We start from the raw sequence: 12,098 nt of genomic DNA on the forward strand, positions 1-12,098 counted from the left end.
CACTCGGTGAGGCGTCAGGGACGAACTACTCGCGGACGAGGACCTCTGTCCCGGGCGCGAACGCGTCGACGGCCGCTTGAAGGGCGTGCGGGTCGAGGCGCCAGAGGTTGACGGGGCGGCTGGCCAGGAAGAGTTCGTGGTCGACGTGGGGAGCGAGTTTTGTCGTCTGAGCCGGGCTGAGTCCGGCGTTCTGGCCCGGCAGGGGCGGTGCTCCCGCTCGTCGCTGAACCCCGACGTAGGCCATCGACGGGCCGGACATGCGCTGCTTCCACAGCACGACCGCGGTGACGTCCGCCCACGGCACGAACGCGGTCTGCGCCTTGTACCGGGCCGGAGCACCGCCGAGCAGTACGCCCTCGCCGTCCACGCGGAAGGCGACGAGCGGCGTCCACCCGGCCCCCGCCAGCACCTGGATCAGGGAGCGGCTGAAGCGGGCCTCGTACACGGCGTCATGGGAATCAGGCATGGCCAGAGGCTATCGGGGCGCTTTTCGTCCCGGTCCGGCCGTCTAGCCTGTGCGGCATGCAGCAGGCTCGGAGGCGTGATCGGCGGCCGGACCACCGTGCGGGCGCGGTGCCGGCCCGGCACCCGGCTCCGGCCTTCGCGGTCGAGGGCGCCGATGTCGTGCTCGTCGGCTATTTCTCCGGGAAGCAGAAGGACTTCGCCGCGTTGATGGACGCGGCGGCCCAGCAGCTGACGGACCGCGGGGCGCGGGTCGTGGGCCGCATCGTGCAGCGGCGCGGGGTCTCGGCCGGCGGGGCCGGGAAGATGGCCCTCCCCTACTCCTCGCGGACTCTCCTGAGCTACGGAAAGGTCCGCGAAGCGGCCACTCTCTGCGAACGGACCGGAGCCGACGCGGCGGTCTTCCTGGCGCCCCTGACCGAACGCCAACGCCGCGTCCTGCCGGGGCTGCTCGGCTGCCCCACGCTGAGCCTCACCGATGCCCCGACGGGGGACTGATGGGGGACTGATGGCGGATTGACGACGGACTGATCGGGTCTGCTTCCTCGCGCCCTCATCGCCGGGCCACCCGCGCCCAGCATCCAGCGCCCAGCCCCAGCACCCCAGGGTGGCGTCCTCGCTCTCGGCAGGCTCCGCCGCGATGGTCTCCATCTGGTCAGCGGCGCCGCAATGCCGGGTCCAGCAAGGACGGTGGGGTGTCGTTCTTCTCGGCGGGCGCCAAGTCCGTGCCCGGCGGCACGATCGTGTCGATGGCGTCCAGTACGTCGGGCGACAGCACCGTGTCCGCGGCGGCGAGCTGTGTGTGCAGGTGGTCCAGGGTGCGGGGGCCGATGAGTGCGCTTGTGACCGCGGGGTGCGCGGTCACGAAGCCGAGGGCCAGCTGGATCAGGGTCAGGCCGGCCTCGTCCGCTACCCGGGCCAGCCGCTCGACGGCATCGAGTTTGGCCCGGTTGGACGGGACCGCGGTGTCGAAGCGTTGCGGCATGAACGCCGAGCGGTTGGTGGTGACCTCCCGGCCCTCCCGGATCGCCCCCGACAGCCAGCCCGAGGCCAGCGGGCTCCACGCCAGCACCCCGAGCCCGTACTCCTCGGTCACCGGCAGGACGTGCGTCTCGATGCCGCGCTGCAGGATCGAGTAGGCGGGCTGCTCGGTGACGTATCGGCCCAGGTGGTGCTCCCGCGCGGCCCACTGCGCCTGCACGACGCGGTACGCCGGGAAGGTCGAGGAGCCGAAGTAGCGGATCTTGCCCGCGCGTTGCAGATCGGTCAGGGCCGACAGGGTCTCCTCGTCGCTGGTGGCCGGGTCCCACCGGTGGACCTGGTAGAGGTCGACGTGGTCGACACCGAGGCGCCGCAGGCTGTCGTCCAGCGCGGTGACCAGCCAGCGCCGCGAACCGCCCCGGTGATTGCGTTCGTCGCCCATCGGCAGGTACGCCTTCGTGGCCAGCACGATGTCGTCGCGGCGGCCCGCGATGGCCTTGCCGACCAGTTCCTCGGACTCCCCGGCGCTGTAGGCGTCGGCGGTGTCGATGACGTTGACCCCGCCTTCGAGGGCGGCGTCGACGATCTGGGTGGCCTCCCCCTGGGTGGTGCGGCCGATCCTGCCGAAGTTCATCGCGCCGAGCGCGAGGGAGCTGACCTGCACACCGGTGCGGCCCAAGGTGCGGTACTGCATGGCTGTGTTCCTCCAGGTGGTGCGGCTCCGCAGCCACCTCGTCGGTAAGCGGAGCATCGTTCCGGTAAATATACGGAACGCTGTTCCGTTTTGCAAGGTCGGCCGCTTCGCCCTCATTCGTAGCGGCGCTACGGTCAAGGGGTAGCGTCGATACGGTATCGGTGTTAGCGTTGCTCTTGTCGGGAAGCGAGCAGCGCTACCCGCCGAGACGAGGAGCACCGTCATGACCGAGCAGACCGGCACCGGAACCGGTACAGCTACTGGCACCACCCGCGTCGCCATCGTCACCGGCGGCTCCCGCGGCATCGGCCGGGAGACCGCGGAGCGCCTGGCCGCCGACGGATTCGCCGTCGTCGTCAACTACGCGGGCAACCAGACCGAGGCCGACAAGGCCGTCGGCACGATCACCGAGGCCGGCGGCAAGGCGTTCGCCTTCCGGGCCGACGTGGCCGACGAGAACGAGGTCGCGGCCCTCTTCGACGCCGCCGAGTCGACGTACGGCGGGATCGACGTCGTCGTGCACGCGGCCGGTGTCATGACCCTGGCCCCGCTCGTCGACCTCGACCTCGACGCGCTGGACCGCATGCACCGCACCAACATCCGCGGCACCTTCGTCGTCGACCAGCAGGCCGCGCGCCGGCTGCGCAAGGGCGGCGCGATCCTCAACTTCTCCACCAGCGTGCTGGCGCTCGCCCTCCCCGGCTACGCGGGATACGCGGCCACCAAGGGCGCCGTCGAGGCCATGACCCTGATCCTGGCCCGCGAGCTGCGCGGCCGGGACGTCACCGTCAACGCCGTGGCCCCCGGCCCGACCGCCACCGCCCTGTTCCTGGACGGCAAGGACGACGAGACCATCGCGCGGATGGCCGCCCAGCCGCCGCTGGAGCGCCTGGGCACGCCCGGCGACATCGCCGGGGTCGTGTCCTTCCTGGCGGGCCCGGCCGGCCGCTGGGTCAACGGCCAGGTGGTCCGCGCCAACGGCGGCATCGCGTAACCCCACCCTCTTTCCTCCCCTCTCCCTCAGGAGTTCCGTCATGGGCAAGACGATCGTCATCACCGGGGCGGGTTCCGGTTTCGGCGCGCTCGCCGCGCGGGCGCTGGCCGACGCCGGGCACACGGTGTACGCGGCGATGCGCGACACGGCCGGGCGCAACGCCCACCGGGTCGCCGAGGCCGAGTCCTACGCCGCCGAGCACGAAGTCGACCTGCGTACCGTCGAGTTGGACGTCCTGTCGCAGGAGTCCGCGGACGCCGCCGTCGCCACGGTCCTGGCCGGGGCGGGCGCGCTGGACGTGGTCGTCCACAACGCGGGCCACATGGTGACCGGACCCGCCGAGGCCTTCACCCCGGCCGAACTGGCCGCGGTGTACGACACCAACGTGCTCGGCACCCAGCGCGTGAACCGGGCCGCACTCCCGCACCTGCGCGCCCAGGGGCACGGCCTGGTGCTCTGGGTCGGCTCGTCCTCGACCAGGGGCGGTACCCCGCCCTACCTCGCCCCGTACTTCGCCGCGAAGGCCGCGATGGACGCGCTCGCGGTGTCGTACGCCGGTGAGCTGGCCCGGTTCGGCATCGAGACGACGATCGTGGTGCCGGGCGCGTTCACGTCGGGTACGGAGCACTTCGCGACCGGCGGCCACCCGTCCGAGCAGTCGGTGATCCCGGCGTACGAGGAGCGGTACGCGGGCCTGATGGAGCAGGTCGCCGAGCGCCTGGCCGCCCTCGAACCGGCCGGCACCTCCGCGTCCTTGGTGGCCGACGCGATCGTCGAGGTCGTCGGCGCCCCGCACGGCAAGCGGCCCTTCCGCGTCCACGTCGACCCCTCGAACGACGGCTCGGAGGAGGTCAGCGTGGTGGCGGACCGTATCCGCGCACAGTTCCTGGCCCGCATCGGCCTGGCCGACCTGCTCACCCCGCAACCTCCGCACTCCCCGGCCTCCTCCCCGCGGCCCGCCGTATGACCTCGGATAGCGTCACGGCCGTGAGTACGAAAGCGCGCATTCTCGAAGTGGCGGCGGCCCTGGTCGCCCAGTCCCCCGACGGGGACGTGTCGACCAGGGCCGTGTGCGAGGGAGCCGGGGTCGGCGCCCCCGCCCTCTACCGCCACTTCGGGGACAAGGAGGGCCTCCTGTCGGCGGTCGTCGACCACGGCTGGGACAAGTACCTCGCGACCAAGCGGGACCGGCCGCCCGGTACGGACCCGATCGAGGATCTGCGGGACGGCTGGACCACCCACGTCGAGTTCGCGCGGTCGAACCCGAACCTGTTCCGGCTGATGCACTCGCCCGCGATGCGTACGCCCCCGGCGGCGGCGCTGGAAGCCCACCGCATCCTCACCGCCGACCTGCAACGGGCCGCGGCGCAGGCCAAGTTGTGCCTGGCGCCCGAGCTGGCGGCCCAGATGATCATGTCGGCGAACGTCGGCGTGGCGTTGATGCTGGTCTCGCGCCCGGCGACGTTCACGGACGAGTCGGTGTCGCGCCGGGTCCGGGACGCGGTCCACGCGACGGTGTTCACGCCGGACGTGACGGGGGCGGCCCCGCAGGGGGCTGTCGAACCGACCGAGCCCCACGTCCCCTCCACGGCCGCCCACCTGAACGCCCTCCTCCAGCAGACCCCGCCCCCGGCCCTCACCCGGGCCGAGGGCGCGCTGCTCACGGAGTGGCTGGACCGCCTGTCGAACGGGTCGGCCTGAGCCGGCGGGTCAGTCGCTGAGATCGACCCGCACGGTCAGCAGGTTCGACCCGACGAGGCGGACCGCTGTGCTGTTCATGCGCGGCAGGGACTTCAGGCGTGCGCGGGGGTCGTCGCTCGGCAGCAGGTGGGCGATGCCGTGGTGCCAGCGCCCGCCGACGCGGACGCGTACGCGCGGGTCGGCCTGGATGTTCCGCACGTACTGCGACTTCTCGCCGTACTCGGAGACGAACCAGAACGCCCGCCCGATCCGGCGCCCCCCGACCGGCGTGCGCCGGGGCAGTCCGGAGGTGCGGCCGGTGGTCTCCACGAGCGTGTGGAACGGCAGCCGGCGGGTGAGGGGGTTCGCCAGATACCGCTGAACCCGGGTGACGACCCGAAACCGCAGATCACGCTCACGCGCCATGCGGCTGCCGCCCCTTCACGGCACTGAGCAGCGCGGAGAAGGCCCCGGGGGAGGCCCCGAGTATCGCTCCGCGGGGGTCACCGCTCTCGGTGAGGTGGATCGTTTTTGCGGGGGCGGAGGCGGCCACGTGGAGGCAGGCTTCGCCTTCTTGGCAGAGGGAGGACTTTTGCCACGTTTCGGCTACGTGCAGGCAGGACTCGCCCTGGCCGCAGTGGGAGGACTTCTGCCAGTCATCGGTAGACATGGGGCTCCTCTTCACAGGTCTTGCGCGATTGCGTGGATCAGGTCCCGGGACTTCTCGGGACTCAGGGCGACCGACTCCACGACGTCGAGCAGGTTCCGGTACTTCTCCAACAATGCTTCGGCGTCCAGCAGTACGGGACCGTGAAACTGGTCGAGTGACGCGGTGTCGAGCTGTGGGACGGGACCGCACATGTAGTTGATGGACTGGCCCGACCCCGGGAATGCCCCGACCTCGAAGGGGAGCACCCGCAGGGTGATGTGCTGCCGCTCGCTCATGTGCGGAGCGGTGAGCGCGCCGACTCCCCACCGGCGTGACGCCTGAGCCGTCCGGTTCGGGAAACCGCCCTTCCGACAGGCCAGTTGGCCGGATGGGCCCGGCGGACCCCGTCCGTGAAGCTCGTCCGCATGACGAAGTCCCTGCGAAAGTCCAAGCGGTACACCGCCCTCCGCACCGCCTCCGGCGTGGTCCTCGGGCTCACGCTGCCCGTTGCCGCGACGGCCGCCATCGCCGCGACGACCGCCGCCCCGGCCGGAGGCCACAGCAATCCCCTCACCTGGGGCACGTGCGAGGGCACCGGCCTCGACCCACGGCAGCGGTGCGCCACCGTCGATGTGCCCCTCGACCACTCCGATCCCGGAGGCGCGCGGATCGGGATCGCCGTGTCGCGGATTCCCGCCGAGAAGCCGGAGGCCCGGCGTGGCGTCCTGTTGATGATCGCCGGTGGTCCCGGCGGGGGCAGTCTCGACGAGGTCTCCGGGAAGGGGCAGCGGCTGCCGCAGGCCGTGCGGGACGCGTACGACCTGGTCGGGTTCGATCCGCGCGGGGTCGGACGGTCCTCGCCCGTCAGTTGCGGGCTCGACCGGGCCGACCTCGCCCTCACCAAGTTCTGGCCCTGGCCCGCCGCCGACGGGTCCGTCGACGCGAACATGGCGACCGCCCGCCGCACGGCCGCCGCCTGCGACCGCAACGGTGGCGACCTCGTCCGCCACATCAGCACCGCGAACAACGCCCGCGACATCGACCGCGTCCGCGCGGCCCTCGGCGAGCGGAAACTGTCCGCGTGGGGCGTCTCGTACGGGGCCTACGCCGGCGCCGTCTACAACGAACTGTTCCCGCACCGCACCGACCGGCTCGTGCTGGACAGCAACCCGGACGCCACCGGAGCGCGCAGCGGCGGCCAGTTCGCCCGGGGCGCCTGGGCCGCGTTCGAGACCGGTGTCGAGGATGCGTTTCCGGAGTTCGCCAAGTGGGCCTCCCGGGAAGGGAATCCGTATCGGCTCGCCGACAGCGCCGCCAGCGTGCGGTCCCTCTTCCTGCGGCTCGCCGAACGGCTCGATCGCGAGCCCGTCCCCTGGCCCGGCGCCAACCCCGCCGAGCTGAACGGCAACGTCCTGCGGCAGGCGATGGTCTACGCCCTGTACGAACCCGATGATTTTCCCGGGCTGGCCCAGTTGATCCTGGCCGCCCGGAAGGGGGAGGTCCCGGCCGCGCCCGAACCCGCCCCCGAACCCCTCCTCCAGAACGGCATCGCCGTCGCCACCGCCACCTTCTGCAACGACGGGGACTGGCCGACCGCGACAGCCGTGTACGAGGCCGACGTCGCGCGCAGCCGCACGGCGTACCCGCTCACCGCCGGGATGCCCCGCAACGCCACCGCCTGCGCCGCCTGGCCGACGCATCCGGAACACAGCCCCGTACGGATCACCGACCGCGGGCCGTCCACCGTGCTGCTCGTGCAGAACGAGCGGGACCCCGCCACCCCCCTCGCCGGCGCCCGCGCCGTCCGGGCCGCGCTGGGGCAGCGGGCCGTCATGGTGACCGTGGACGCGACCGGCCACGACGCCTATCTCGGCAACGGCAACGCCTGCGGAGACCGGGCCGTCACCCGCTACTTGGTCACCGGACACCGGCCCGCGGGGGACAAGTACTGCCGATAGAGGCAGGGTTCACGCGCGCCACTGCCGTCACATCTCCTATCCTCGCTGCGAAGGCGTCTGCGGCGATGCGGCGGCGATTCGGCGGGTGTCGGGGATAGAGGAAGTACGCATGGACGGGTTGAGCCCGGACGATCCGGGCTGGATAGGCAATTACCGACTGCTCGGCAGACTCGGCGAGGGCGGCATGGGGCGGGTGTACCTGGCCCGCTCCGACCGGGGCCGTACGGTCGCGGTCAAGGTCGTCCAGGAGCAACTGGCCCGCAAGCCCGACTTCAGGCGGCGCTTCGCCCAGGAGGTCAAGGCAGCCCAGCGGGTCGGCGGCGAGTGGACGGCTCCCGTCCTGGACGCCGACACGGAGGCGGCGACCCCATGGGTCGCCACCGGTTACGTCGCCGGGCCCTCCCTCGCCGAGGTGGTGGACAAGCAGTACGGGCCGCTGCCGGCGAACTCCGTACGGGCCCTGGGCATCGGACTCGTCCGCGCGCTCCAGGCCATCCACGGCGCCGGACTCGTGCACCGCGACCTGAAGCCGTCCAACGTTCTGGTCACGATCGACGGCCCCCGCGTCATCGACTTCGGCATCGCCCGCGCGCTCGATCCCGCCATGCAGTCCACCGACGGGCTGACGATGACGGGCGCCGTCGTCGGCTCGCCCGGCTTCATGTCGCCCGAGCAGGTGCGCGGCGAGCGCGTGACGTTCGCGAGCGACGTCTTCTGTCTCGGCGCCGTCCTCGCGTACACCGCGACGGGCAAGCTGCCGTTCGGCACCGGCGAGGGCGGGATCCACTCGCTGCTCTACCGGATCGCCAGCGAGGAACCGGACCTGACCGGCGTTCCCGCTCCGTGGGACCAGCTGATCGCCTGGTGCCTCGTGAAGGACCCCTCCCAACGGCCGTCGCTGGACACGCTGTTGGCGCGTATCGAAAGCATGGAGGACACCGGCGGCGCATGGCTGCCGGGCGAGGTGCTGGCCGAGCTGGGCCGGCACGCCGTGCAGCTCCTCAACAGCGAGGACCCGCAGAGTCCCCAGCGCCTGCAGAGCCACGCGCTCGCCGCGCACCCGCCGCCGGCCGGAGCCGCGCAGCCCCCGGCGCCCGCCCCGATCCAGGGTTTCGGGCCGCCCGTCTCGTTCGACCCGGGCCACCACCCGCCCCCCTGGCAGCAGAGCCCTCCGCCGGGCAGCCTCCACGCGGGCAGCCCCCCGCCCGGCAGCCTGCCGCCCTCGCCGCACTACTTCTCGCCGCGCCCGCCGGCCCGCTCGGCCCGTGGACTGGGCATCGGGCTGGCCGTCCTGCTCGGCTTCTACACCGTGCCCCTGCTGCTCAGGGGCGCCGTCATGGGCGAGATCTACCTCCGGCTCGACGCGCAGGACGGAACGGCCTCCCCGGGTGTCATCCGGGACTACGGGACGCTGTCCTTCGCGACGGACGCGCTGGAGGCCCTCGAAGCGGTGCTCGGGCTGGCCCTGGTGATCCTGTGGCCGATCTGGTTCCAGCGCATGCGCAACAACGCCGACACCTTCGCGCCGGTACGCCTGCGCTTCGCGCCCGGCCTGGCCGCCGGCGCCTGGTTCATGCCGTTCGTCAACCTCTTCATGCCCAAGCAGATGACGAACGACATCTGGACGGCGACGGCGGGCCGGGCCCGGGGCGCCGGACGCTGGCTGATGAACACCTGGTGGTGGTGCTGGATCCTCTACGTCCTGGCCTACTCGAACAGCTTCTTCAGCAGCTGGTACAGCCACGACACCGTCTCCGCTGCCATGTCCGACATCGTCGACACGCAGGTCGCCGCCTGCGCCGGAGTCATCAGCGCGGTGGCGGCCGTCTTCTTCGTCAAGCGGCTCACCTCCATGCAGCAGAAGCGCATCGACGGGGCCCAGGGCATCGGGACCGCCTGACCACTCGCCGCAGAAGGGGCCGGGCCGTCCCGGAGCCCGGCCCCCACCGGCCGATCAGCGCGCTACCGGCCCAGGAAGATCGGGTTCGTGAGGGCCGCCAGCGCCCCCGGCAGCGGGCCCGCCGCCGCCTCGTGCCGCACCTCGGCGCGTACGTACGCCGCGTACTGGGCCGTCGTACGCCACTCCACCGTGCCGGAGCCCGCCACCGGCAGGACGGCACCGGTGTGCAGGACGCCCTGGTCCGTGACGAAGCGGACCGTGCAGCGGGGTGCGCCCGAGAGCTCCAGGCGGACCGTGACCGGGTCGTCGCCGTCCACCTTCAACCGGCCGCCGATCCCCGCGTGTTCGCCCTTCGGGCCGGTCGCCGAGAACGACAGCGACACCGCCTTCGACTCCGCCACGTACGACCGGCCCGCGCGGATGCCCTCCTGGATCGCCTCGCGGGACAGTTCGTCGGCGAGGACGACCGTCTGCGGGGTGCCGACCGGGTCGGGATCGCGGTGGGCGTCGCTGTTGCCCATCGCCGGGATCCAGTCCCGGCTGCCCCGCCCCTCCCGTACGGAGGCCACGAGCATGCTGTCCCAGTCGGCGAGCGAGACCTCGTCGTCGGGCCCGTACGCGCCGTTCCACACCTCGACCGCGTCCGCCTCGCCGAAGCCGAACTTCCAGTTGCAGCCCACGCAGGTCGCGTGCGGATGGGCGGGGACGACCAGACCGCCCGCCTGCCGGATACGGCGCGCGTACTTGCCGAAGCGGTTGTCGCGGGCCCGGTAGCGCCAGTCGACGAACGTGCCCGGGTCCGTGCCGAGCGCGACGACGTGACCGTTCCTCGTCGTCACCTCCTCGCCCAGCAGGATCAGCAGTTCGCCGTCCGGGTGGGGGCCCGCCTGGTCGGCCCAGTGGGCGTGCGCGGAGTGCGTGTTGTGGTCGGACGAGTTGATGAAGTCGAGGCCCGCCGCCCGCGCGAGCGCCGCGATCTCGGCCGGGGTGCGGCGGCCGTCCGAGTACCAGGAGTGCAGATGGCAGTCGCCCCGGTACCAGGCCCGGCCGCGCCCCTTGGCCCGCGACGGCGGGTACACCGGCTTCACCGCCTCGCCGGGTTCCCCGTACGTCAGCGTGATGGTGACCTCGTACGCGAGGCCCTGCGGGGCGACCGTGTACGGGCCCAGCGCGATGTGCCAGGTGCCCTCGCGGACCGGGCCCGGGACGTAGCCGGGCGTCGCGTCGTCCGCGCGGATGAAGAACTCCGTGCGCGCACCGCCCGACCAGCCCCGGAAGCCCCGTCCGCCCAGCTCGGTGCCGTGCTGGTCGAAGATCCCGATGTCGAGCGCGTTGCCCGCGGTGCCCGTCGGTACGGCGGGCCGCTCGTAGGTGTACGCGACCTTGATCTCCCGTACGCCGGACGGGACTTCGACGGGCAGGTACACGAAGTCCGGCGAACCGGTGGGCAGGGTGCCGCGGACGGTCCGGGTCTCGGATGCCTCGGCCGCGTCGGCGGCCTCGCTCGGGAAGCTCACGGTTCCCAACGTAAGCGCGGCGGCGGCCCCCGTCACGAACAGGGCGCGTCTGCCGACGCCGTGGTGTTCGTCCTCGCACATGTCTGCTGCTCCCGGTTCTCGTGAGTCATGGGCGGTGCATGGGGTGCATGGCGGTGCAGGAGTGGTACCGGCAACCCTCGTATTCAGCCGTGAACTGCGGGGCAAGGGAAGGGGATCGGCAGCTTTCGGGAACGGACCACTCGAACGACGCTCCTACGCCCCGGTGTGAACGCGCGCCCCTGTGAATGCCGACCGGTCGGTATCGACACTTGTGCTGCCGACCGGTAGAGATGGGGCATGCGCATCTCCGTGACGATCTTCCTCACCGATGAGACGATCACTCCGACCCGGCTCGCCCGTGAGCTGGAACAACGCGGCTTCGCCGGGCTCTATCTGCCCGAACACACCCACATCCCCGTGGAACGGACCACCCCGTACCCGGTGGGCGGTGAACTGCCGCCCGAGTACGGCCGCACCCTCGACCCCTTCGTCGCCCTCGGCCAGGCGTCGGCCGTCACCGAGGCCCTCGCGCTCGGCACCGGCATCACGCTCGTCACCCAGCACGACCCGATCGACCTCGCCAAGCAGGTCGCGACCCTCGACCACCTCTCCGGGGGCCGCTTCACCCTGGGGATCGGCTTCGGCTGGAACGTCGAGGAAGCCGCCGACCACGGCGTCGAGTGGCGTACGCGGCGGGAGCTGGGCCGCGACCGGATGGCCCTGATGCGGGCCCTGTGGGCCTCCGAACCGACTGCGTACGAGGGCGCGTTCGGCTCCGTACGGGCCAGTCACGCCCACCCCAAGCCCGTGCAGAAGCCGCGCGGGCCGGTCGTCGGGCCGCGCACGCTCATCGGGGGAGCGGCCGGGCCCAAGCTCTTCGCGCACATCGCCGAGTACGCGGACGGCTGGCTGCCCATCGGCGGCCGGGGCCTCACCGAGTCGCTGCCCGTGCTGCGGACCGCCTGGGCCGAGGCGGGCCGTGCGGCCGACAGCCTCCAGGTCGTGCCGTACGCCGTACTGCCCGGCGCCGGAAAGCTCGCGCACTACGCGGACCTCGGCATCGAGGAGGTCGTCCTGCAGCTGCCGCCGGCCGGCGAGAGCGAGGTACTGCGCGTACTGGACGAGTTCGCGCCCTACTTGTAGGGAGGGCTCGGACGAAGTCCTTGCAGGACGCCTGGGCGGCTCGCCCCGTGGGCCGCCGCCGGTGTGTCGTTTGTGACGCGGCACACCGGTAATGCCTGA

Annotated in this window: 13 protein-coding genes; 7 read left to right on the forward strand and 6 right to left on the reverse strand. The window is 72.2% G+C overall.

The window, feature by feature from the left end; all coding sequences use genetic code 11:
- Positions 1 to 25: 25 nt before the first annotated feature.
- Positions 26 to 466: a hypothetical protein gene (locus tag ACZ60E_RS40060; RefSeq protein WP_469447050.1), complete on the reverse strand. Its 441-nt coding sequence runs from the start codon at positions 464 to 466 to the stop codon at positions 26 to 28.
- A gap of 56 nt (positions 467 to 522) precedes the next feature.
- On the opposite strand from ACZ60E_RS40060, the gene ACZ60E_RS40065 reads away from it, so the two are divergent.
- On the forward strand, positions 523 to 960 hold the full coding sequence (locus ACZ60E_RS40065; RefSeq protein ID WP_469447052.1) for a hypothetical protein: 438 nt from the start codon (positions 523 to 525) through the stop codon (positions 958 to 960).
- A 157-nt stretch (positions 961 to 1,117) separates the two neighbouring features.
- Here ACZ60E_RS40065 and ACZ60E_RS40070 read toward each other — a convergent pair whose 3' ends face one another.
- On the reverse strand, positions 1,118 to 2,137 hold the full coding sequence (locus tag ACZ60E_RS40070; RefSeq protein ID WP_469447054.1) for an aldo/keto reductase: 1,020 nt from the start codon (positions 2,135 to 2,137) through the stop codon (positions 1,118 to 1,120).
- A gap of 223 nt (positions 2,138 to 2,360) precedes the next feature.
- Here ACZ60E_RS40070 and ACZ60E_RS40075 point away from each other — a divergent pair, with 223 nt between their 5' ends.
- Genes ACZ60E_RS40075 through ACZ60E_RS40085 form a run of 3 tightly spaced genes read left to right on the forward strand, consistent with a single transcriptional unit; the run spans position 2,361 to position 4,832 of the window.
- Positions 2,361 to 3,131, forward strand: a complete 771-nt coding sequence (locus ACZ60E_RS40075) for an SDR family oxidoreductase (RefSeq protein ID WP_384806289.1) — start codon at positions 2,361 to 2,363, stop codon at positions 3,129 to 3,131.
- Between the two features lie 40 nt (positions 3,132 to 3,171).
- Positions 3,172 to 4,098 (forward strand): SDR family NAD(P)-dependent oxidoreductase, encoded by a 927-nt coding sequence (locus ACZ60E_RS40080; protein WP_469447056.1) that lies wholly within the window; start codon positions 3,172 to 3,174, stop codon positions 4,096 to 4,098.
- Entirely contained in the window at positions 4,095 to 4,832 is a 738-nt protein-coding gene (locus ACZ60E_RS40085; RefSeq protein ID WP_469447057.1) for a TetR/AcrR family transcriptional regulator, read from the forward strand. Before ACZ60E_RS40080 ends, ACZ60E_RS40085 begins: the two co-directional genes overlap by 4 nt.
- 9 nt (positions 4,833 to 4,841) lie before the next feature.
- Here the strand turns inward: ACZ60E_RS40085 and ACZ60E_RS40090 are convergent, their stop codons facing one another.
- Genes ACZ60E_RS40090 through ACZ60E_RS40100 form a run of 3 tightly spaced genes read right to left on the reverse strand, consistent with a single transcriptional unit; the run spans position 4,842 to position 5,756 of the window.
- Positions 4,842 to 5,237 carry a nitroreductase/quinone reductase family protein gene (locus ACZ60E_RS40090; RefSeq protein WP_469447058.1) on the reverse strand — a complete coding sequence of 132 codons (396 nt, stop codon included), beginning with the start codon at positions 5,235 to 5,237 and terminating at the stop codon, positions 4,842 to 4,844.
- The gene (locus ACZ60E_RS40095; RefSeq protein ID WP_469447060.1) at positions 5,227 to 5,481 is read right to left on the reverse strand and encodes a DUF397 domain-containing protein; all 255 of its coding nucleotides are present in this window, start codon (positions 5,479 to 5,481) and stop codon (positions 5,227 to 5,229) included. The genes ACZ60E_RS40090 and ACZ60E_RS40095 overlap by 11 nt, the downstream gene beginning before the upstream one ends.
- An 11-nt stretch (positions 5,482 to 5,492) precedes the next feature.
- Positions 5,493 to 5,756, reverse strand: a complete 264-nt coding sequence (locus ACZ60E_RS40100; protein WP_453792874.1) for a Scr1 family TA system antitoxin-like transcriptional regulator — start codon at positions 5,754 to 5,756, stop codon at positions 5,493 to 5,495.
- A 129-nt stretch (positions 5,757 to 5,885) separates the two neighbouring features.
- Here ACZ60E_RS40100 and ACZ60E_RS40105 point away from each other — a divergent pair, with 129 nt between their 5' ends.
- Positions 5,886 to 7,418 (forward strand): alpha/beta hydrolase, encoded by a 1,533-nt coding sequence (locus tag ACZ60E_RS40105; RefSeq protein WP_469447061.1) that lies wholly within the window; start codon positions 5,886 to 5,888, stop codon positions 7,416 to 7,418.
- A 109-nt stretch (positions 7,419 to 7,527) separates the two neighbouring features.
- Positions 7,528 to 9,318: a protein kinase domain-containing protein gene (locus tag ACZ60E_RS40110; RefSeq protein ID WP_469447062.1), complete on the forward strand. Its 1,791-nt coding sequence runs from the start codon at positions 7,528 to 7,530 to the stop codon at positions 9,316 to 9,318.
- Positions 9,319 to 9,380: 62 nt separating this feature from the next.
- On the opposite strand, the gene ACZ60E_RS40115 is transcribed toward ACZ60E_RS40110, so the two are convergent.
- Positions 9,381 to 10,916: a CehA/McbA family metallohydrolase gene (locus tag ACZ60E_RS40115; protein ID WP_469447063.1), complete on the reverse strand. Its 1,536-nt coding sequence runs from the start codon at positions 10,914 to 10,916 to the stop codon at positions 9,381 to 9,383.
- A 237-nt stretch (positions 10,917 to 11,153) separates the two neighbouring features.
- Here ACZ60E_RS40115 and ACZ60E_RS40120 point away from each other — a divergent pair, with 237 nt between their 5' ends.
- Positions 11,154 to 11,999 carry a TIGR03619 family F420-dependent LLM class oxidoreductase gene (locus ACZ60E_RS40120; protein ID WP_384806273.1) on the forward strand — a complete coding sequence of 282 codons (846 nt, stop codon included), beginning with the start codon at positions 11,154 to 11,156 and terminating at the stop codon, positions 11,997 to 11,999.
- Positions 12,000 to 12,098: the final 99 nt, after the last annotated feature.

This window comes from Streptomyces sp. NPDC102514 (genome assembly GCF_055584525.1).